At 45.3% G+C, this 20,006-nt stretch carries 21 protein-coding genes and 1 pseudogene; 10 read left to right on the top strand and 12 right to left on the bottom strand.

Features of this window, described 5'->3' with window-relative positions:
- Positions 1-30: 30 nt before the first annotated feature.
- The 7 genes from L0P89_RS14640 to L0P89_RS14670 form a co-directional block, all read right to left on the bottom strand.
- Positions 31-1,026, bottom strand: a complete 996-nt coding sequence (locus L0P89_RS14640; RefSeq protein ID WP_235265858.1) for a glycosyltransferase family 2 protein — start codon at positions 1,024-1,026, stop codon at positions 31-33.
- Between the two features lie 3 nt (positions 1,027-1,029).
- Entirely contained in the window at positions 1,030-2,001 is a 972-nt protein-coding gene (locus tag L0P89_RS14645) for a DUF6077 domain-containing protein (protein ID WP_235265859.1), read from the bottom strand.
- Complete coding sequence (locus tag L0P89_RS14650; protein ID WP_409557553.1) at positions 1,998-2,696, bottom strand: SGNH/GDSL hydrolase family protein; 699 nt, start codon at positions 2,694-2,696, stop codon at positions 1,998-2,000. The genes L0P89_RS14645 and L0P89_RS14650 overlap by 4 nt, the downstream gene beginning before the upstream one ends.
- A 65-nt stretch (positions 2,697-2,761) precedes the next feature.
- Complete coding sequence (locus L0P89_RS14655; protein WP_235265860.1) at positions 2,762-3,934, bottom strand: DUF5009 domain-containing protein; 1,173 nt, start codon at positions 3,932-3,934, stop codon at positions 2,762-2,764.
- A gap of 37 nt (positions 3,935-3,971) precedes the next feature.
- Positions 3,972-5,087, bottom strand: a complete 1,116-nt coding sequence (locus L0P89_RS14660) for a family 20 glycosylhydrolase (RefSeq protein ID WP_235265861.1) — start codon at positions 5,085-5,087, stop codon at positions 3,972-3,974.
- Between the two features lie 5 nt (positions 5,088-5,092).
- Positions 5,093-5,674 (bottom strand): hypothetical protein, encoded by a 582-nt coding sequence (locus L0P89_RS14665; RefSeq protein WP_235265862.1) that lies wholly within the window; start codon positions 5,672-5,674, stop codon positions 5,093-5,095.
- A 14-nt stretch (positions 5,675-5,688) separates the two neighbouring features.
- Entirely contained in the window at positions 5,689-7,176 is a 1,488-nt protein-coding gene (locus L0P89_RS14670; protein ID WP_235265863.1) for a S10 family peptidase, read from the bottom strand.
- Positions 7,177-7,288: 112 nt separating this feature from the next.
- Here L0P89_RS14670 and L0P89_RS14675 point away from each other — a divergent pair, with 112 nt between their 5' ends.
- Positions 7,289-8,425, top strand: coding sequence for a Gfo/Idh/MocA family protein (locus L0P89_RS14675; protein ID WP_235265864.1), 1,137 nt, complete (start codon positions 7,289-7,291; stop codon positions 8,423-8,425).
- Position 8,426: 1 nt separating this feature from the next.
- Here L0P89_RS14675 and L0P89_RS14680 read toward each other — a convergent pair whose 3' ends face one another.
- Positions 8,427-9,191 carry a TIGR02757 family protein gene (locus L0P89_RS14680; RefSeq protein WP_235265865.1) on the bottom strand — a complete coding sequence of 255 codons (765 nt, stop codon included), beginning with the start codon at positions 9,189-9,191 and terminating at the stop codon, positions 8,427-8,429.
- A 3-nt stretch (positions 9,192-9,194) separates the two neighbouring features.
- On the bottom strand, positions 9,195-9,857 hold the full coding sequence (locus L0P89_RS14685) for an ABC transporter ATP-binding protein (RefSeq protein WP_235265866.1): 663 nt from the start codon (positions 9,855-9,857) through the stop codon (positions 9,195-9,197).
- 157 nt (positions 9,858-10,014) lie between these two features.
- Between L0P89_RS14685 and msrA the strand changes: the two genes are divergently transcribed.
- From msrA to L0P89_RS14700, 3 genes are read left to right on the top strand one after another with little or no spacing between them, the layout of a single operon-like run.
- On the top strand, positions 10,015-10,578 hold the full coding sequence (msrA, locus tag L0P89_RS14690) for a peptide-methionine (S)-S-oxide reductase MsrA (protein WP_235265867.1): 564 nt from the start codon (positions 10,015-10,017) through the stop codon (positions 10,576-10,578).
- Position 10,579: 1 nt separating this feature from the next.
- A complete protein-coding gene (gene folE, locus L0P89_RS14695) occupies positions 10,580-11,179 on the top strand; it encodes a GTP cyclohydrolase I FolE (RefSeq protein ID WP_235265868.1) in 600 nt (199 codons plus the stop codon).
- 39 nt (positions 11,180-11,218) lie between these two features.
- A complete protein-coding gene (locus L0P89_RS14700; RefSeq protein ID WP_235265869.1) occupies positions 11,219-11,503 on the top strand; it encodes a hypothetical protein in 285 nt (94 codons plus the stop codon).
- A 51-nt stretch (positions 11,504-11,554) separates the two neighbouring features.
- Here the strand turns inward: L0P89_RS14700 and folE (L0P89_RS14710) are convergent.
- Together folE (L0P89_RS14710) and L0P89_RS14715 are read right to left on the bottom strand one after the other, a co-directional pair.
- Positions 11,555-12,224: pseudogene (gene folE, locus L0P89_RS14710) on the bottom strand (GTP cyclohydrolase I FolE).
- Positions 12,225-12,237: 13 nt separating this feature from the next.
- On the bottom strand, positions 12,238-12,648 hold the full coding sequence (locus L0P89_RS14715; RefSeq protein WP_235265872.1) for a MerC domain-containing protein: 411 nt from the start codon (positions 12,646-12,648) through the stop codon (positions 12,238-12,240).
- 142 nt (positions 12,649-12,790) lie between these two features.
- On the opposite strand from L0P89_RS14715, the gene L0P89_RS14720 reads away from it, so the two are divergent.
- Genes L0P89_RS14720 through L0P89_RS14745 form a run of 6 tightly spaced genes read left to right on the top strand, consistent with a single transcriptional unit; the run spans position 12,791 to position 18,004 of the window.
- The gene (locus tag L0P89_RS14720) at positions 12,791-13,417 is read left to right on the top strand and encodes an ABC transporter ATP-binding protein (protein WP_235265873.1); all 627 of its coding nucleotides are present in this window, start codon (positions 12,791-12,793) and stop codon (positions 13,415-13,417) included.
- Positions 13,414-14,820, top strand: coding sequence for an ABC transporter permease (locus L0P89_RS14725; RefSeq protein WP_235265874.1), 1,407 nt, complete (start codon positions 13,414-13,416; stop codon positions 14,818-14,820). Before L0P89_RS14720 ends, L0P89_RS14725 begins: the two co-directional genes overlap by 4 nt.
- Positions 14,813-15,253 carry a hypothetical protein gene (locus L0P89_RS14730; RefSeq protein WP_235265875.1) on the top strand — a complete coding sequence of 147 codons (441 nt, stop codon included), beginning with the start codon at positions 14,813-14,815 and terminating at the stop codon, positions 15,251-15,253. Before L0P89_RS14725 ends, L0P89_RS14730 begins: the two co-directional genes overlap by 8 nt.
- Before the next feature lie 4 nt (positions 15,254-15,257).
- The gene (locus L0P89_RS14735) at positions 15,258-15,695 is read left to right on the top strand and encodes a hypothetical protein (protein WP_235265876.1); all 438 of its coding nucleotides are present in this window, start codon (positions 15,258-15,260) and stop codon (positions 15,693-15,695) included.
- 10 nt (positions 15,696-15,705) lie between these two features.
- On the top strand, positions 15,706-16,110 hold the full coding sequence (locus L0P89_RS14740) for a Fur family transcriptional regulator (protein WP_235265877.1): 405 nt from the start codon (positions 15,706-15,708) through the stop codon (positions 16,108-16,110).
- 28 nt (positions 16,111-16,138) lie between these two features.
- The gene (locus tag L0P89_RS14745; protein WP_235265878.1) at positions 16,139-18,004 is read left to right on the top strand and encodes a fibronectin type III domain-containing protein; all 1,866 of its coding nucleotides are present in this window, start codon (positions 16,139-16,141) and stop codon (positions 18,002-18,004) included.
- 192 nt (positions 18,005-18,196) lie between these two features.
- Here L0P89_RS14745 and ggt read toward each other — a convergent pair whose 3' ends face one another.
- Positions 18,197-19,894, bottom strand: a complete 1,698-nt coding sequence (gene ggt / locus L0P89_RS14750; protein WP_235265879.1) for a gamma-glutamyltransferase — start codon at positions 19,892-19,894, stop codon at positions 18,197-18,199.
- Positions 19,895-20,006: the final 112 nt, after the last annotated feature.

A 20,006-nucleotide genomic window follows, 5' to 3' on the forward strand; every position in this document is an offset into this window, starting at 1 on the left:
TACTTCCCTTTTTGACCACGGTAATAGTGGCTAACAAAAGAAAAAGTAATCTTTCATCGGTTGTTGTTTCAATTTGTCGAAGTACGTCCGAATTTCTTGCTGCGCTATTTCATTGGCCACGGTAACGATGCTCTGTGGTTTTTTTAGGTCTGTAAGCACTGAAAAGTGTGACAGCTCCTTTCCATATATTTTTTTGTTGATTTTCTTCGGATTGTCACAGAGCCAAGTGAACCCGACCTCTTTTTCCAACAACTTTTTTGCAATGGTTTTTCCTTTGAATCCGGCGCCCCATATGACCAAAGAACAAGTTGGGTCATGGTTCAACTTTAGAAAATAGTGCAGTTTGATATCTAAAAAATAGTTTTGGGCATAGTGTTCATGGGTACGCGAGGTACGGGTATCATAGTCACGCCAAAGGTGCAATACTTCTGAACAGGGAATGATTTTCAACCCCTGTTCATAAAACCGAAAGGTCAGGTCATAGTCTTCGGGGTAACGGTCGGGTCGAAAGGCGCCCGAGGCCTCAAAATTGTCGCGATGCACCATCCAGCAAGGGGAGGGGATCACACACTCTTTATAGATTTCAGAAAAGTTTGTGCCCTGGGCGGTCAATTCGTTCAACCATTTGGCATAACGGTCATAGCCATCACTGATGCCCCGATCTGAAAAATACCTGACCTGCCCCACGGCCACATGGCCCTTTCCACGGTTGTGAAGCGATTCAACCATCATTTGCAATCGATTGGGTACCATGATATCGTCAGAGTCCATACGCGTGATGAATTGCCCTGAACTATGTTGATAAGCGGTACGCAGTGCGGGAATTATGCCATTCCCCTTGTTTTTAAATACCTTGATCCTGTCATCCTTCGAGGCATACGAGGCAACCAATTCATAACTGGCATCAGATGAATGGTCGTCAACGGCCAACACTTCCCAATCACTGTGTGTTTGTGCCAAAATACTGTCTAAACATTCCCGTAAGAAGGGGACCGTATTTTTAAAGGGAATCAAGACACTGACCATGGTTCAGCTCAAAAGGGAATATGAAATGAGCAATTTTTCGTTGTGTTTCCAATGAATCCAACCTTTACCGACCTTTTTGAAATCGTCGTTCCAGAGCTCGACCTGCATCCAATCATCTTTGATCAATATAGGGCGCAGAAAAGAGTAGGGCATCTTGATCTCACTTGCCTGTTCAAAAGGCCGTGCCCTGACTTTTTCTTCGGAATCGGGGGGAAATTCGACCGAATGCACCTTTAGCAAAAACTCGGGCCACAGCATGACCTTGCCATCATACTTATTCACAAAAGCCGTCTGTCGGGTCTGTGTGTTCACGACCACTTCTGCAAATTCCCTCCCTAAAGAAACCATTTGAAAATATAATAGGTCATAATCAAGTTTCATATGCTCGGGCACCAGCCAAGGGGGTGCTTGGGCAATGTCAAAGCCACCGTGCTCCAACGGTTTGAAAACTATACTATCGGTGGGTGAATGTTCCATCACCGACTTTTCGAGGTTTATATTTCCGTAGAAGTACAATACGGGCCTTTGATGCAAATTGGGAGTGAAAAAGCCCAGCCCTGGATCTTTTTTTATGGGCCGCGAAGAGATTTTTGGCACTTTGGCCAGGGCCAATATTTTTTCAGTGTCAACAGGTGCAGTGGGCTTCATTGGCTTTTCTTTCTGCTCAATGGGTTGGGCTTGCTTACGTTTTTGGTATTGGATCCTGAAATACAGAAAACAGGCCACCAGCAACACGCTTAGCACAACGTTGGCCCAGACAATGGCTTTGTGTTTGGCATAATAGGTGATGAAGAAAGAAGCTATGAACGCAATGCCGGCAAATAAAACGCCGTAGCCCAACACAATGGCACCAGCTGCCAACATTTGCCCCTTACCGGCGTCAATCCATTTTGCGAAGAGCAATCCGACCAAAAAAAAGGCCAAGAGCATCAGCAAATTGAAAAGGAGATTGGCCGGTTTGAACAATTTTTTCATCGGTCTGTTTTTAAGGTCTCTTGAATGGCCTTTTCGACCAATTTTTCCATAATGGCGTATCCTTTTTTGGTAGGATGTACTTCATCGCCCGCCAGTTCTTTGGGCAGCCCGTTGCGGTCATCGGCCATGGCCGAGAAATAATCTAAGTACACCACCCCCTTTTCTTGGGCCATTTTCTTCAGCATGCCGTTCAGTTTAGGAATCTTGATATTGGGCTGCAATCCAGGTCGCCACGGATAATCGTAGGCCGGAAGCACAGAAGAGACAATAGGTTTGATACCATTGGCCAATGCCAGTTCGACCATTGAGCATATATTGCCATAGATCTGATCTAAGGTCATCGGCCCCGTATTGCCCGCAATATCGTTGGTGCCTGCCAATAGTACCACAACCTTCGGCCGTAGGTCGATGACATCTTGTCGAAAGCGCAATAGCATCTGTGGGGTCGTTTGCCCACTGATGCCCCGGTTGACGTAGGGCTTTCCTTCGAAAAAATCAGGATTGGCCACAGACCAGCCCTCTGTAATCGAATTGCCCATAAAGACAATTCGGTTTTCATCTTCACCCATTGCTTTCAAGGTGGCGTTCGCTTCTTTATACTTTTCAAGATTGGGCCAGTCTTGTGCCGTGGAGTTCATCATTGGAAAAAATAACAAGATTAACGGGAGTTTTGTCAATAGCGATCGAGTTTTCATATGTTCTTGTATTAGCTACATAGTTAAAAGTAGGTTTAAATAGAGATGAAAACAATTTTCTTTTTTCAAAGCTTTAATTTGAATCCTTTTTTTTCAAACCAACCTGTAAGCCATACCACAGCTAGGGCAAATAAAAAGGAAACCAATAGCCCCAACATGCCGTCATTCAAAAAATTGGGCAAACGTATGTTGCTGATCTGTCTGATCGGATAAACAAAGTAGGGTATAAGATAGCAAGTAAGTGTTGCGGTACCGGCGGCACGTATGGGCAGCGCCCAACGGGTTATCTTTTTTATGTCGGCAATGTAATACAGAAGTGCAAAGGTGAAAAAGCCGATGGCCGAACAGATGGCCAGCCAAGAAGGGGTGGCCCCCAATTTTGAAATGCCCCATTCGGGCCGTGTCATGAAGCCAAAAAGCAGGTTCAAGAGACCAAAAAATGCTAAGGCCAAAAGACCCCAACTGACTTTCTTTTTGGCAAGATGTGAAAAGAGTACCGTGGCCATTACCCCGGCGGCCGTGAAAGCGGGAATGGTACCCGAAAACAGCACGGAAAAATAATGCCATACCGATGGTAACCACAAGGGAGTATCAGAAGAAGCGATAACCGATAAGATATTGAATAACAACCAGATCACAACGACCCATACCCATCTTCCTTTTGTGACCAAAAACAATAGGGCATTGGCCAGATAGGCCCAACCAATCAATCCCAGTATGCCCCACCATGACGTTTGCATCCGTTGTTCACCCTGTGGTCCGCCTTTATACACCAAGGCCAATATCAGCAGTATCAAAACACCCACGGCTTGAAGGGGGCGGTGCCATTTTGGCGGTAACGGACTTCTTTTCCAATCCATCCAAATTAAACATACCCCTAGGGCCATGAAGAAGCACCATCCATATTTTCCAAGCGGTATAGACGGGTCGTGCGCCATTTCGTAGTTGACCATGAACACGCCTATTAGCAGCAAAGAAAAGGAGCGAACCAAGATGTGCCATGCGATGGCCGTTTTTGAATGCCCTTTTTTCAAACGGCTGTTGATGGCATGGGGGATGCTCAAACCAACAATAAAGAGAAACAGCGGAAAAATAATATCCGAAAATCCCAAATAATCTTCACCTGTCTTTGCATGCTCTAGCCACTTGGGCACATTTGTCAGGGTCCAAAAATCATTGACCCAAATCATAAGAAGCATGGTCAGTGCCCTTAGAATATCAATGGATGCTATGCGCATGTTTTTATATTGGTCAGATTGGTTAAAGATGTATTAGCTATTGGGTATTAACGTTTTCCCTTTCTTTTATGGCCGATGTCATGGCCCTGAAGGTCAATACAGGGCTATGGCCCCTTTCATTCAATTTATGGGAGGGATCTTTATATGCCTTCATAAACTGTTCGGCAGAAGACCAGTAGGTGTGCATGACCCCTAAGAACCGATCGGCCATTTTTTTGGTGGAATTCGCCTTGAGATCAGCTATCATTTGAACTTGGTCACTGGCCACTTTGGGCAGTCGCCAAGGGCAGGCGATCACATCAAAACCTTTTGTGGCAAAATAGGCGGGCGTGGGATCTGCCCTTTCATAATGCCAATCGGTGATGACCACATCTTTCGGAATCATATCGATGGCTCGCGCGGTGTTGTTCATACTGGCTTCCCACATACCTATACCTGTTTCTGCGCCATCTATGAGGCGGTCACCCCAAATCCATAAACGAGTATCCGTTTCAGCCAAATGATCGCGAATTTTGCGTACTTCGTCAGCAAAGAGCCTTGCCGGATCAAGCCCTCTGCATCGGGGGCAATCTTCATGGGCAAGGTAAAACACTTCATCCATGCCCGCATGAAAGGTCTTTGCCTCGAATACCGCTACGATCTCATCGACCAAATCAAAGACAACTTCGTGCACTTCTGGATGTAGCGGACAATAACTTTTGCAATACAGCCCATCGTCATTGGGCCATTCATATTTTTCTGGGAGTTTGATATTTGGGGTCTCATCGAATTCGGGATATACTTCCAACAGTTTAGAAGCCTTTGAATGCCAGCTTTGGTGCCCCAATAGGTTTACCTGCGGAATGATTTCAATGCCGACTTCCCTGCACGCATTCACCAATTTCTTGACTTGCTCTTTGCGCAACGGATTTTCACCTATAAGCTCGGGCCGCGATTCATATTCATACCGGTAATCGATACGCAACACCAAAGTATTGATGCCATTAGGGGCCAATTCATTCTTCGCAAAATCGATAAAACCATCGAGCGACTGTGGTTGTGGAGCGGCTATACAGAGACCCTTGACCTGAAAAGGTTCTTGGCCTTGCAAACCGATCGACAGAAAGAAAAAGCACAATAGTGAAATAAGGTTGGATGGAATGGAATTGTTCATGGTTGTCATTGTTTTTTTGGAGGTGTAATCATAATATGTGCGCGATGCGTACCGGGATCCATCAGCCATGCATGGCCCGGTGGGGTGGGGGTGGTGGGCAGCCCCGTACTTTCACCGGTGGCATAGGGAATATAGAACACATACCGTACATAGGGGTTCTCGATTTCTTTTGTCTCGGCATTCACATCTCCCGTGAATACACAAAGTGTTGCCTTGTCGGGCATTTTAAGTTCACCGGCCTTAACCTCGGCTTCCCTGATGTCAAAGATTTCCTTGAATTCTTTGCCCTGCGCTTTCAGTTCACGGCCACGGGCCATAAAAGGCTCTAGATCCTTATGGTATGCGGCGGTCGAGAATTTATCTTTTTTGGGGTCGCCAGCGAGGGCGATGTAGTCATTGGTTCCTTCCCTAAGGGTGGTAAAATCTCCGTTCGAATCATAGCCGTACACTTTTGCCCCATCTTTGTAATCATCGGGCACGGCCATCAGGGCTGTTTTGATTTGCCATTCTTTGGGGGGGATTTCTTGGGAAATCCCCAATTGAACGACCTGAAGAATCAGGAATACTGCGAGAAATTGTTTTTTCATGACGTTTATTGTTTTTAGTATTTGGCACTTTCGCCGATGGCCGTGGTACGCTTTATGAAATCGCGTAGGTCGTCATTGGCCTTTTTCAAATCTTCACGGCGTAAATACATCATGTGGCCTGAACGGTACCCTTTGAAGTCAAAACGGTCTTTCATACGCCCACTTGGATCTACTTGCCACATGGTATATTTGGCGTTGAAATAAGTGGTGGCACCATCATAATAGCCCGACTGTACCAGCACATGCAAATAGGGGTTCTGGGCCATGGCCTGACGGAGGTCGTCACGGGTATTGTCATCTTCATTGTTCCAGGGGCGCACAGGGCCGAACATATTGTATTTGATATCGGTTTTGAATTTCAGTTCTTCTTGCAAATAATAATTGATGGCAGGGGTGAAACTGTGTAACCATGAGGTCAGTTCTGCTGAATAATCGGGGCCTTCACCAAACAATTGCCGATCGATGCCCAAATAACGACTGTCTAATCGGCCAACATTATAACCTCCTTCTTGCTTAAGAAGGTTCTTCCAGAAGAATCGGGTGGGCACGTCGAGGTTGTGGTCAAGAATGTCTTTTTTGTCAAGTCCGGAATAATAGGCCATTTTCGCGGCTACGTTATCCCTTTCGCCAGCTGCGATAAAACCTCCTTTTGCAATGGCGGGAATCAAGGTATTGATCGTATAGTCCTCCACTTCGGGAAGCACTTCCAACAAGTCTTTGCCCTGTAGCGCATCGGGCAATGCCTTATGGTGCCAGGCCGCAGCCGTGTAGTAAGGCAGGTTCAATGCGCTTGAAACGGGCCCACCGACACGTATTACCTTGTAATCGGCCGGACTCACCATGATCACTCCGTTGAGGTACATCCATTGCTGGTTTTGCAAGGCCAATGAAAGGCCCATGACACGGGTGCCGCCGTAGCTTTCGCCAATAATATATTTGGGTGAGCGCCAGCGGTTGTTGCGGGTGACAAAAGTGTTCATCCATTCGGCCAGATATTTGACATCTGCATTGATACCGAAGAACTTGTCTCTATCGACATCGTCTCCCGTTTCGGGAATCGTTCTCGAATAGCCCGTATTGGCAGGATTGATATAGACAATGTCGGTAACATCCAATACCGAATAGGGATTCTCTTTTACGCCATACGGCTGCACGGGGTAGCCTTCATCATCGATTTTCAAGATTCTGGGCCCAGTGTAGGCCAAGTGCATCCATACAGAGCCAGAACCCGGGCCTCCATTGAACGAGAAAAGTATAGGGCGTGCGGCACGGTTTTTTACATTATTGCGGGTATAATAAGTATAATGCAATGAGGCAATGGGCTTTCCCATTTCATCCCAGACCGGCTGGGTACCTGTTGTAGCGGTATAACTTAAAGGTGTACCGTTGATAGCGACATTATGTTGGGTGGTCACCGTTGTATCCAAGGGCAATTTTCGCTCTTGTGAATGAACAAAAAGAAGGCCGGGTATAAGAAAAAAGAGGAGTAGGTTTTTTTTCATTTCCAATTTAGATAGGTTCTGCCCTAAAAATAGGGATTTTGTTTAAGAAATTTTAAAGTGTGTACCACCATTGATAATCTTTGTTACCTTTAAAAGGCAACATCAATCTATCATGAAAAAAGTCTCGAGAAGAACCTTCAACACTACCTTGGCAAAGGGCATCGGAGCCACAGCCTTGGCAACTCATTTGCCTTTGGCTTGCGGCATGGGGCAGAACAATCAGAAAAAGCGTCTGGGCATCGCCTTGGTGGGGCTGGGCAGTTATAGCACTTACCAACTGGCACCTGCGCTTCAAGACACACAACATTGTCATCTGGCGGGCATAGTAACGGGCACCCCCGCTAAGGAAACAAGGTGGGCCAATAGATACAACATACCAAAAGGTAACATATATAATTATGACAATTTTGATACCATCGCCGATAATACGGATATCGATGTGGTGTATGTGGTACTGCCCAATTTTATGCACGCAGAATTTTCGATTCGTGCGGCCCAAGCCGGCAAGCATGTTATTTGCGAAAAACCGATGGCGATGAACGTGGCCGAATGTGATGCCATCATCGAAGCCTGTAAAGAAGCCGGGGTCAAACTGGGCATGGGCTATCGGTTGCATTCTGAACCCTATACCCAAGAGGTGAAGCGATTTGTGCGCGAAAAGACCTTCGGTGATGTCTTGTATGTCTCCGCAGATGCTGCCTATCGCTCTCGGGGCTATCCAGACCAGTGGCGGTTGAAGAAAGAACTGTCGGGTGGCGGTGCCTTGATGAACATGGGGGTGTACTCGATACAGAGCGCCATTTATGCGACGGGTGAAAATCCGATAGCTGTATCCGCTCAAGAGTTCAGCACCGCACCCGAGTATTTCAAGGACACCGATGAGACCATTACCGCACAATTCGAGTTTGCCAGTGGTGCCGTGGCCAACATCATGACCTCGCACAATCTCAATGCCAACAACCTGTTTGCCACCTGTACCAATGGTTGGTTCGAGTTGCGCCCTGCCAATAACTACGGCCCCCTTGCAGGTAAAAGTTCACGTGGCGACATCACTTTTCAGCATGAGAGCCAGCAGAAATTGCAGATGGATGATTTTGCCAAGCATATTCTGTATGGAGACCCAAACTTGGCTCCTGGTGAGATGGGCCGACGCGATATGGTCATTGTCGAGGCCGTTTACAAATCGATTGCCGAAGGTGGAAAGAAAGAGGCCTTGAATTTTAGCTCTGATTATGGCTTCGGTAGGTAAGTTAAAACTTTTCAAAAACGCCCAAGCCAAAAAGGGCAAAGTCATACTTCACAGGATCTTTCGGGTCTAGCTTACGCAGGTTTTCATCGAGTTCTTTTAATGCCTTGGCATCATTTTGCTTTCGTTTCAACAGTTTGAGTTTTCGGGCCACATTGCCCGAATGCACGTCTAGTGGGCAGGAAAGTTGACCGGGTTTCATGTCCTTCCACAGTCCGAAATCGACCCCTTTGGTGTCTGGGCGTACCATCCAGCGCAAAAACATATTGATGCGCTTGGCTGCGGAACCCTTCTCTGGGTCTGACACGTGTTTTGTGGTTCGTCGTGCATGGGGTAGACTGAAGAAAAGTTCTTTGAATCTACTAATGGCCGGTTGTAAACCCGTATCGGACCGATAACGGGAAAAAACGGTTTCCAGTCCCCCATGATGTTGATATATATTTTGCAGGGCCTTTACAAAATAGCTTAGGTCTTCACCATTGAAAGTTCTGTGCACAAAGGGTTTTAGACGGGCTAGGTCATCTTCGGTGTGATCGAGAATGAAATCAAAAGGGGCATTGTCCATCAATTGCATCATCTGTAGTGAATTGTTGATAATGCTCTTGCGATTGCCCCAAGCGATGGTAGCGGTCAAAAAGGCACTGATCTCAATATCTTCTTTCTTCGAAAAACGATGGGGTACCTGCAGTGGGTCACTTTCCAAAAATCGGGGGTGCTCATACTGTTCGGCCTTGGCATCCAAAAAATCTTTCAGTTCAGACTTCGTCATGGATCAAGAAACGATCAAACCATCGACCATGGTGAGTTTGCGGTCTGCCATATCGGCCAACTCTTGGTTATGGGTAACGATGACAAAGGTTTGACCGAATTCTTCCCTGAGCCTAAAGAACAATTTGTGCAGGTTGTCGGCGCTTTCAGAATCGAGGTTTCCGCTGGGTTCGTCGGCAAAAACGACCGAAGGACTATTGATCAATGAACGGGCCACGGCCACGCGCTGCTGCTCACCTCCTGAAAGCTCATTGGGCTTGTGGTCACATCGGTCTGAAAGGCCAAGAAAGTCCAACAATTCTTTGGCGCGTTGTTCGGCCTGTGCCCTTGGGGTCTTTTTTATAAAAGCGGGGATGCACACATTTTCATGCGCGGTGAACTCGGGCAATAGTTGGTGAAACTGAAAGATGAAGCCAACGTGGTCGTTTCGAAAACGGGCCATACCCTTATCATTTAGCTTGAGCACATCGACATCATTGATATGGAGTAGCGATTCTTTTTTGTTGGTAGGAGTGTCTAAAGTACCCAAAATTTGTAGTAGGGTAGTCTTGCCCGCACCTGAAGGCCCCACAATGGAAACAATCTCACTCTTTTGAATGGCTATATTGACACCTTTCAGCACTTCTAGCGTACCAAAACTTTTTTTGATGTTCGATGCTTTGATCATAGGCCTTACATTCAATGCGTGAAAGTAATCAATCCACCGCATTGCAAAAAATCAGTCAGAGAATTAGTTTTGCAGTATCTTTCCGACTGTAAACTTTAACGAATAATTAGGGCCGTTGGGTGCCCTGTTTGTTAAATTTGTTCAATTTTTATAATAAATGGATAAACAAAATAATTCCAATTTGGAAACGGCCATTCTAGCCGGCGGATGTTTTTGGTGTACCGAAGCTGTCTTTCAACGGCTTAAAGGAGTACATGAAATAGTATCTGGGTACACTGGCGGAACCATTAAAAATCCAGCCTATCGGGAAATCTGTACTGGTAGAACCGGTCATGCAGAAGCCATAAAAATTACTTTTGATCCAAAAGAGATCTCGTACCAAGAACTGCTCGAGGTATTCTTTGCCACCCATGACCCGACTACACTGAACCGTCAGGGCAATGATGTCGGTACGCAATACAGAAGCGAAATTTTCTATACTACCCCCGCACAAAAAGATCAGGCACAAAGCTTTATTTCGCTATTGGAAAAAGAGAAGGTTTTCACCGCTCCCATTGTGACGGTGGTTTCTGGGGAAAAACCCTTTTACAAGGCCGAAGAAGACCATCAAAATTATTACAATGAACACGGCAGCCAGCCGTATTGCCAGTTCATCATCGATCCAAAGATCAAGAAATTGACATCAAAATTTGCCGATAAACTTAATACTGTCACCAAATAATATGGCTCCATACCAGAATTTAGAAGAGTATAACATCAATATCACCAATGAGGTGAAAGAACGCTTTTCAAAAATCATTGATGAAATTGGGGAAGATGTCACTCGCGATGGACTTGTAAAGACGCCTGAAAGGGCTGCCAAGGCCATGCTCTTTTTGACACAGGGCTATAAACAAGATGCCACAGCCATTCTCAAGAGCGCCATGTTCAAAGAATCGTACAACGAGATGGTCATTGTAAAAGACATCGAGGTCTATTCGCTTTGTGAACACCATATGTTGCCCTTTTTTGGCAAGGCACACATCGCTTACATACCCAATGGACATATCGTTGGGCTCAGCAAACTGCCCCGCATTGTAGATGTTTTTGCACGAAGGTTGCAAGTACAGGAGCGATTGACCGAGCAGATATTGGAATGTATCAACGATACCTTAAAACCACAGGGGGTGGCCGTCGTCATAGAGGCGGCACATATGTGCATGATGATGCGTGGCGTGCAGAAACAAAACTCGGTAACCACCACTTCGGGCTTTAGAGGGGCTTTCAAGAAAGAAGAGACCCGAAATGAATTCTTGAAGCTGATCAGTTCCGATCTTTCATAGAAATTTTTTTGGTTCACCGCTATTTCCTATTTTTCGATCATGGCTGATAAAAAAGACAACAAATACCAAAAATTGTTGTTGGGACTTTTGCTTGATGGCATCGGCATGCTATCATACATGATTCCGGGAATCGGAGATTTCTCCGACGTGATTTGGGCACCTATTGCCGGATGGTTGATGACCCGATTGTACAAGGGAAAAGTGGGGCAGGCCGCGGGTATCATCACCTTTGTCGAGGAATTGGTTCCGGGATTGGATGTCATTCCCACTTTTACGCTTACATGGATTTATACGTATTTACTTTCCGGTAGATTGAATAAATAAGGTAAGGGGTTTTACGGTTTTTATTGATTAAATATAGAAATAGGTCTATGTCTACTCAATATTGCCGGTATGGCCAATGATTTCAAAAAATTCTTTACGGTACAGAACATCCTCAAAAAGCCCACCGTATTCCATAGTTGTCGTAAAACTTTTTTTGTCCTTGATGCCTCGGGAAGAGACGCAAAGGTGTTTGGCACGAATCACCACAATTACGTCATCGGTGCCAAGTGTCTGCTGAAGCTCCTTCATAATTTGAAGACAAAGCCGCTCTTGAACTTGTGGCCGATGGGCATAATAATCGACCAGGCGATTGATTTTTGATAATCCCACAACTTTGTCTTTGGGGATATAGCCTACATGCGCTTTTCCAATTATAGGTAAAAAAGTGATGCTCGCAAGAGGAGTCGATCGTGATATCTTGCTCTACCAAAATGCGTTGATAGCCATAAATGTTTGGGAAAGTGGAGATCTTTGGTTTATTCTGAGGATCTAGTCCATAGAACAATTCTTTGACATACATTTTGGCAAACCGATAGGGTGTGCCCGATAGGCTTTCATCGGTAAGGTCTAAACCCAATTCCTCCATTATTTTGGAAAAATGAAACCTGATACGCTTTATTTTTTCTTCATCGGTGCGATGAAATGCATCTGATCGCATCGGGGTTTCAACAGATGTGGCCACATGGTGGTCTCCCATGGCCTCTATTTGCGATTTATCCATAACCGAATGTTTGTTATTGAAGATCGGCACAACAATCCCCATCTTTGCAATGACAATAGCGGTGATTGTACAAGTGAAGCAAGACCAGACCCATTGAGGGTAGATAAATAGCTTCTTCGGCCAGATGCCATAGTGCCCATTTCTCGTTTACGACAATCAGTGCCAACATGCCCCATAAACACCAAAAGGCATATCGAACCCATTTTTTTGAGGTGTTTTTGGCCGACCAGTATACTGCAAAAAAAGAGAGCAATAAAAAGACAATGTCGAGAAAACCCCACCAAGAAGGATGGTTCTCTACATGAAGCCCAATATTGGCATGTGCCACAAATAGAAAAGGGGTGGCCAAGCAGTGCACCAAACAAAGGCCACTGGCAAAGACGCCGACCCAATCTGATTTATTGATTACTTTTGTTAGGGCCATGAACCAAGGTTTAAAGTTGCTTTTTAACGTAACAAAATATAGTCACAACTGACCGTTCAAAATTTTTGCCAAAGGTACTGCATTTTTTCAAATGCAACTGAGTTGCATTTGTATTTCTTTTTATTTTTGTAAAAACATTCAGATGGTCAACACATCGAATCTTGCATACGCCTATGAAAATGGACAAGAGCTGGCGTTCCCCGATATTGAACTCACTCCTGGTGAACACTTGCTGGTGATAGGGCCATCAGGTGTGGGCAAGACCACCCTTTTGTATCTTATGGCGGGTCTCTTGCCTCCGTTGCGAGGTGCGGTGTCCATTGCCGGAACGGAGCTCAATTCCCTGAGCCGTTACGAAATGGATATATTTCGGGGAGAGCATATCGGTCTCGTCTTCCAACAATATCATTTTATCAGATCGCTGAACGTTTCCGATAATCTTCGCCTACGGCAGAGTTTCCCCAAAAACTCGAATGACAAGCAAAGAAGACATGGACTTACCGAAAGGTTGGGTCTTACAGAACATATTCATAAGAAAGTCACGGCATTGAGCCAAGGGCAGCAGCAGCGACTGTCTATTGCACTGGGGCTGATTCACAGACCCAAGATCGTGTTTGCCGATGAGCCTACTTCCAATTTAGACGATGCAAACTGTGTAAAGGTCATTGACCTGCTCAAGGAAGAGGCCGAAATCTGCAAGAGCAGCCTGTTGATCATTACACATGACCAGCGGGTAATGTCCCATTTTCAAAATCAAGTCGTGCTATGAAACTGGGTTATCTCGCGTTTAGAAATATGGTGTCAAAACCGCTCAACTTGTTATTGAGCCTGTTGTTGTTGTCGTTGAGTGTATCATTGGTCACCTTTGTGTTGCAACTGAGCCAACAGCTGGGCGGGCAGTTGAACAAGAACATCGCCCCCGTTGATATGGTCGTGGGCGCCAAGGGAAGTCCCTTACAACTCGTGTTGTCTTCCGTACTGCATATAGATGTGCCCACAGGTAATATTAAGTTGAAGGAAACCAGCATGCTGCAAAAGCATCCTTTCGTACAAACGGCCATTCCTGTTTCCTATGGAGACAACTACAAAGGTTTTCGGATTTTGGGCACAGAAATCGGGTATCTCGACCATTACAATGCCCAGTTATCGGAAGGAGAGCTGTATGAAGAGTCTTTTGAAGTGGTTGCCGGAAGCAATGTTGCCCTGCGATTGGGTCTAAAAGTTGGGGACAACTTCATAAGCTCCCACGGCTTGGCCGCTTCAGATAGTGAAGCACATGATGAACATCCTTATACCGTGAAGGGAATTTTGAAGCCTACGGGAACAGTAGTGGATCAGTTATTGATAACCAATCTTGAAAGTATCTGGGAAGCCCATGATCATGGGGAAGAAGATCATCATGAAGAAGACCATGATCACGAGGAAGGGGATGACCACAATGAAGAAGGCCATCATCACGAGGAAGGACACGACCATCATGAAGAGGATGACCACCATGAAGAAGACCATCATCACGAGGAAGGCGACCATCACGAAGGGGATGACCACCATGAAGAAGGCCATCATCACGAGGAAGGAGACGACCATCATGAAGAAGAAGCGGAAACCTCTGAAGAACACGATGGGGAAAAAGAAATTACCTCATTACTGGTCAAGTTCAAGAGTCCTTTGGGTATGGTTCAACTTCCTAGATTCATCAATGAGAACACCTCCATGCAAGCGGCTTTGCCAGGTTTTGAGGTACAACGATTGATGGGGCTGTTAGGTTCGGGAGCACAGACCATAAATGGCATTGCATTGGCTATTCTACTGGTTTCTGGATTGAGCATATTTATCAGTCTTTTAAAGACCATACGGGAAAGAAGACAGGAGCTTGCGCTATTGAGAACCTATGGCCTTCGCACTGGACAACTTCTTCGATTGGCACTTTTGGAAGGAATATTTTTGGCACTTATCGGATTTGTATTGGGATGGCTTTTTGGTCGATTGGGAATATGGGGCGTTTCCCAATACATGCAAACTTCATACGGATATACTTTGCAAATAACTGGCCCTGAAATAGTTGAACTTTATCTATTAGGCCTTATATTGGTTCTGGCAACAATAGCCACTTTGTTGGCATCTCGCTCGATTTTCAAATTAAATGTGGCAAAAACATTATCAGATGCGTAACCTGTTATTTTTTCTCTTGTTTGTACTTTTATATGGGCAAAGTCTTTCTGCCCAAGAACAATTGACGTGGCAAGATTTTGCGGATGTAATTTTTGAACCGGTTTACAACAAAAAGTACGATGTTCATTTTTTGATGCCAAAATTCGGTGAGCATATACAGTCTTACAGAGGGAAACAGGTCAGTATCAAGGGTTTTTTTCTGGATATTTCAGGAAGTGGTGAAGTGTTATTGGTATCCCAAAACCCAATGGCCTCCTGTTTTTTCTGTGGGGCTGCAGGACCTGAAACCATTATCGAGGTCAGCTTTATGGAGAAACCACCCTTTAAGACCGATCAAATTGTCGAGGTCATGGGAATACTTGAATTGAACGCCGACAATGTCGATCATTGCAATTATATCTTAAAAGGGGCCACAGGCCGATTATTGAATTGAAGAAATGAGATTTTTTCTTTTGATAGCATTGTTCTGGATGGGAACAGCGGCCCGTGGGCAGACTGTTCTGCGATGGTCTGATCTAACAGAAGGAATCTCTTGGCAACAGCCTTCATCCAAGGCTGTTTTTCCAGGTTTCCAAAAAGCGACCTTTTCACCCAAAATGAAAGCGTTGCATGGAAAACAAGTCATCATTACCGGGTACATATTGGTCTTGGGCGGTGAACAATCTGTATATATCCTCTCTAAAAACCCCATGGCTTCCTGCTTTTTTTGCGGTAATGGTGGGCCCGAGACCATGATGGATCTCCGGTTCGGGCAAAAGCCATCTTTTGTGATGGATGAACTGCTCTCGGTAGAGGGAACATTTTACCTGAACGGGAATAATCCAAATGCCTGTTATTATAGAATTGAAAATGCAGATGCCTTACGTTTAAAATAGTGCCGTAATCATGAAAAAAGAAGACTACGAACAACTTTTGGAAGAAAAAGGATTGAAAAAAACCAAGGTCCGTATGGCCCTGGCCCGCCACTTTGTCAACATGGAACATGCCCAATCATATAATGACCTGCAAGCGGCATTGGTCAAAGAAGTCGAGAAGTCTACCCTGTACAGAAACTTGACGAGCTTTGAGCAGGCAGGTATTATCCATCGTATAAACGACCATTCTGGAATAGCCAAATATGCATTCGGTGAGGCCCCAACACAAGGCAACGAACATGCCCATTTTGTGTGTGAGTGCTGTGAAACGGTGTATTGCATGGAAGGGTTGGCACCCCTTCAAATAAATATTCCAAAAGGGTTTAGAACAAATAAGGTGCAGACCATAATTAGGGGTATTTGCGCTGACTGTTGAAAAATTGCCCAATCAATATCAATATATCATGAAAAAAAACATCCTTTTATCCTTTTCGTTAACGGTGAACCTCATTGTTGCCCAGAATATAGACATCCCGAAGAGCTATAGCAATATCAAGGAAGACGAAAACGGACTTTATCTTCAAGAGGGCGACCAACGCCACTATGCGGTTAAAAGCAATGCCCGTTACAGCCTTGAACAGTTGTTCGGAAACCCACGAGGGACAAATGAAGGCGTGGAACTGGATTTTGGGGATTTTGAGGGGACCATTACCTATGGACTCATACCTTATGGGAAGGCCCCACACCCATTACCCGTTTTTAGGTTTGTGAAAACGCTGGAATCGGGCAAAGTAGAGATCAACATCAAAAGAGACTTCAGGTACCCTTATGATTTTGTAGATTGGCAAAAGAACCAGATGCTCTCTATAGGATACCGTCTGATGGATGAAACGGGCATGTTGGTTTATGATGGCGAGGTATCCCTTAAGGGGAGTGGTCCCTTTGCCATTGCACCTTCCATTTATGAGGGACCTTTTGTGAATATGCTTACAGATACCGGCGCCACCCTTTGGTTCAACACTACCTTGCCAGTGGCCGTTAGCCTGCAGATCAATGGGGAAACAATTGAAAGCCCTTTGGGAACACACCATGAGATATCGGTTACTAACCTGACCCCTGGAACAAAGTATGCGTATTCGGTCAGCTATGATGGTTTTACGCAGCAATACCACTTGACTACCGCCCCAAGACCGGGAAGCAAGACACCCTTCGTTTTCGCATACACCAGTGATAGTCGACATGCCACTGGAGGCGGTGAACGGAAGATTTATGGGGCCAATGCTTACATCATGAAAAAAATTGCCGCAGTCGCATATGCCAACAATGCGGCATTTATGCAATTTAGCGGTGATCTTATCAATGGTTACCTGGTAACAAATGCCGAGACCCAATTGCAATATACCAACTGGAAAAAAGCAGTGGAACCCTTTTGGCATTATATGCCCTTTCAAGTGGGTATGGGAAATCATGAAGCTTTGGGCTATATCTTTAAAGATAGCACCGGAAGAACAAGAGGGTTTGTCGACAAATTTCCGTTCAGTACCGAATCGGCCGAGATGGCCTTTGCAGAAGCCTTTGTAAATCCGGTATCGACCCTGAAAAGCGAGGATGGAAGTGCCTATGACCCATCTTCTGCGACCATTGACTTTCCATCGTATGCAGAAAATGTATTTCATTATCGATACGATAATGTGGCGGTCGTGGTATTGAACAGTGACTATTGGTATGCGCCAAGCCTCTCAAGAAATACGGCCACGTCTGGCGGGCTGCATGGCTATATCATGGACAATCAATTGAAATGGCTTGAAAAGACCATCACTTCTTTGGAAGCAGATGAGACCATTGATCATATATTCGTGACCCAACATACCCCTGCATTTCCCAATGGGGGTCACAGCAAAGACGACATGTGGTACAGCGGCAACAATGAAAAACGCTCTTTCGTAGCGGGTAAACCACTTGAAAAAGGTATTATACAGCGACGCGACCAGTATCTCGATATTCTTATCAATAAAAGTGAGAAGGTATTGGCCATATTGACCGGAGATGAGCACAATTACAATCGCTTGAAGTTGACCAAAGAAGTCACCATTTATCCCGAGGATTATCCCCATGAAAAATTGAACGTCTCAAGACCCATCTATCAAATCAACAATGGTGCCGCAGGTGCACCATATTATGCGCAAGAGGTATTGCCCTGGAGTGAACATACCAAGGCCTTTAGTGTTGAGAATGCGGTCTGTCTCTTTTATGTGGATGGGCCAACCGTAAAAATGAAGGTGATCAATCCTGATACGTTGAACGTTATCGATGAAATAGTATTGAGGTGATTTAAAAAGAGCACACCCAAAATAGTATCCTTTTAATCAATTGCATACGCCCTGTTTACGGGCCATTCATCTTGATATACCGTCAGCCACTTTTTAGATTCAAGTTCTTTATCTGTGGCCAAACAAGCATTTAGATCAACATTAAAAACGACCTAAAAAAATCAAGGGCACGGGCACCGCACCGCTATTTGCTCAATACCCAGCGGCCTGCCCATCTTTACGGCTCTCAGAGGCACCGTGGTAGACCTTATTTTCATCATCCCACAAAATCGCCTGATACCCGCCATAGATGCCTCGGGCCGTTCCAATCTTATGGCCCTTATCCATCAATCCACGTAGGGTAGAGTAGGGGATACCTGATTCGGTTCGAATCAGTCCTGTATTTTCAGTGATTTTGCCCATGGGACTGGCTCCACCGGTATGGTCCCAACGTGGGGCATCACCAGCTTCCTGTAGGTTCATACCAAAATCGACTAGGTTCATCACAATTTGGGTGTGACCCATGGGCTGGAAGTCGCCCCCCATCACCCCAAAACTGACATAGGGCTTACCCTCTTTGGTAATAAAAGCTGGAATAATGGTGTGAAAGGGCCGCTTGCCAGGTTCGAAGGTATTGGCCTGCCCTCGTTTGAGACTGAACAGTTCACCTCTGTCTTGAAGCATAAAACCTAATTTTGGAGGCGCCATACCGGAGCCCATACCCCTATAATTGCTCTGTATCAATGATATCATAGTTCCTTCGCTGTCAGCTACGGTCATATAAATGGTCTCTCCGGCCGAGATTTCGCCCGCAGCGTATTTTCCTGCCCGGGCACCGATCTGCTTTCTTCGGTTTTCCGCATAATCATCTGAAAGCAATTGTTCGACCGGCACGTTGAAAAAGTCCATATCGGCATAGTATTTCGCACGGTCTTCAAAGGCCAGTTTTTTGGCTTCGGTAAAGAGGTGCAAGTGTTCCGCGCTGCCAAATGCTATATTGGAGAAGTCATAGCCTTCCAATATTTGCAACATTTGAAGCGCAGCTATTCCCTGACCGTTGGGAGGAAGCTCCCAAACATCGTATCCCCTATAATTGATGGATACTGGTTCTACCCATTCCGATTTATGGTCAGCGAGGTCTTTGGCAGAGAGAAAACCACCTTGTTCTTTGATGAATTTTCCTATGGTTTTGGCAATATCACCTCTATAAAAGGCATCGCGTCCGCCTTCAGCGATTTTTCGATAGGTATTTGCCAAATAAGGATTTTTGTAAATCTCTCCTTCATTGGGCAGTTTGCCACCATTTTGTGATTTGTAGGTATCCTCGATATTTGGGAAACCCTTTGATTCAAAAAAAGGAACGGTTCGCTGCATATACCAAGCGATCAGTTCTGTAAGCGGAAAGCCCTTTTCAGCATAATCGATGGCAGGGCCCAGAATTTCTGTCATAGGTCTTGACCCGAATTTATTATGGAGTTCGAACCATCCGTCGACCGCACCCGGTACGCTCACGGGCAATGAACCGTGCGAAGGGATTTTTTCCATACCTTCTTTTTCAAAATACTCCAAGGTAAGTTTTTGGGGCGAACGACCACTGGCATTTAGCCCATAGAGCTTTTTGGTCTTTCCGTCCCAGACAATGGCAAAAAGATCGCCTCCGATACCACATCCTGTAGGTTCCATAAGTCCTAGTGCGGCATTTGCCGCAATGGCTGCATCGATTGCATTACCACCGTTTTTAAGCATATCCAATCCAATTTGGGTGGCTAGGGGATGGCTTGTGGCCACCATTCCATTTTGGCCCAATACGACAGAACGGGTCGCAAAGGGTTCACCGGTAACTCGGTCTTGGGCCGATGAAAATTGAATGAAAAGAATTAGGGAGAGAACGTAACGAAAGGCGTTTTTCATAGTTGTTTTTATTTTTTTCTAAAGTACAAAAAATGAAACTGGAACTAGGTCGATCTGCCATACCAAAAAAAAATAAGAAGACCTTTCCCCAAGTGACGCCAAGTGGCATACC

The organism is Muricauda sp. SCSIO 65647 (genome assembly GCF_021534965.1).
Classification (GTDB): domain Bacteria; phylum Bacteroidota; class Bacteroidia; order Flavobacteriales; family Flavobacteriaceae; genus Flagellimonas_A.

What these genes read in the sequence shown, in the direction of transcription:
- L0P89_RS14700 (WP_235265869.1), top strand. Translation starts at nt 11,219, where the DNA reads ATGGCTGATAAAAAAGACAACAAATACCAAAAATTGTTGTTGGGACTT.
- L0P89_RS14665 (WP_235265862.1), bottom strand. Translation starts at nt 5,674, where the DNA reads ATGAAAAAACAATTTCTCGCAGTATTCCTGATTCTTCAGGTCGTTCAA.
- ggt (WP_235265879.1), bottom strand. Translation starts at nt 19,894, where the DNA reads ATGAAAAACGCCTTTCGTTACGTTCTCTCCCTAATTCTTTTCATTCAA.
- L0P89_RS14640 (WP_235265858.1), bottom strand. Translation starts at nt 1,026, where the DNA reads ATGGTCAGTGTCTTGATTCCCTTTAAAAATACGGTCCCCTTCTTACGG.
- folE (WP_235265868.1), top strand. Translation starts at nt 10,580, where the DNA reads ATGGCTCCATACCAGAATTTAGAAGAGTATAACATCAATATCACCAAT.
- L0P89_RS14735 (WP_235265876.1), top strand. Translation starts at nt 15,258, where the DNA reads ATGAGATTTTTTCTTTTGATAGCATTGTTCTGGATGGGAACAGCGGCC.
- L0P89_RS14680 (WP_235265865.1), bottom strand. Translation starts at nt 9,191, where the DNA reads ATGACGAAGTCTGAACTGAAAGATTTTTTGGATGCCAAGGCCGAACAG.
- L0P89_RS14655 (WP_235265860.1), bottom strand. Translation starts at nt 3,934, where the DNA reads ATGCGCATAGCATCCATTGATATTCTAAGGGCACTGACCATGCTTCTT.
- L0P89_RS14715 (WP_235265872.1), bottom strand. Translation starts at nt 12,648, where the DNA reads ATGGCCCTAACAAAAGTAATCAATAAATCAGATTGGGTCGGCGTCTTT.
- L0P89_RS14725 (WP_235265874.1), top strand. Translation starts at nt 13,414, where the DNA reads ATGAAACTGGGTTATCTCGCGTTTAGAAATATGGTGTCAAAACCGCTC.
- L0P89_RS14730 (WP_235265875.1), top strand. Translation starts at nt 14,813, where the DNA reads ATGCGTAACCTGTTATTTTTTCTCTTGTTTGTACTTTTATATGGGCAA.
- L0P89_RS14660 (WP_235265861.1), bottom strand. Translation starts at nt 5,087, where the DNA reads ATGAACAATTCCATTCCATCCAACCTTATTTCACTATTGTGCTTTTTC.
- L0P89_RS14650 (WP_409557553.1), bottom strand. Translation starts at nt 2,696, where the DNA reads ATGAAAACTCGATCGCTATTGACAAAACTCCCGTTAATCTTGTTATTT.
- L0P89_RS14670 (WP_235265863.1), bottom strand. Translation starts at nt 7,176, where the DNA reads ATGAAAAAAAACCTACTCCTCTTTTTTCTTATACCCGGCCTTCTTTTT.
- L0P89_RS14720 (WP_235265873.1), top strand. Translation starts at nt 12,791, where the DNA reads ATGGTCAACACATCGAATCTTGCATACGCCTATGAAAATGGACAAGAG.
- L0P89_RS14645 (WP_235265859.1), bottom strand. Translation starts at nt 2,001, where the DNA reads ATGAAAAAATTGTTCAAACCGGCCAATCTCCTTTTCAATTTGCTGATG.
- L0P89_RS14745 (WP_235265878.1), top strand. Translation starts at nt 16,139, where the DNA reads ATGAAAAAAAACATCCTTTTATCCTTTTCGTTAACGGTGAACCTCATT.
- L0P89_RS14740 (WP_235265877.1), top strand. Translation starts at nt 15,706, where the DNA reads ATGAAAAAAGAAGACTACGAACAACTTTTGGAAGAAAAAGGATTGAAA.
- msrA (WP_235265867.1), top strand. Translation starts at nt 10,015, where the DNA reads ATGGATAAACAAAATAATTCCAATTTGGAAACGGCCATTCTAGCCGGC.
- L0P89_RS14675 (WP_235265864.1), top strand. Translation starts at nt 7,289, where the DNA reads ATGAAAAAAGTCTCGAGAAGAACCTTCAACACTACCTTGGCAAAGGGC.
- L0P89_RS14685 (WP_235265866.1), bottom strand. Translation starts at nt 9,857, where the DNA reads ATGATCAAAGCATCGAACATCAAAAAAAGTTTTGGTACGCTAGAAGTG.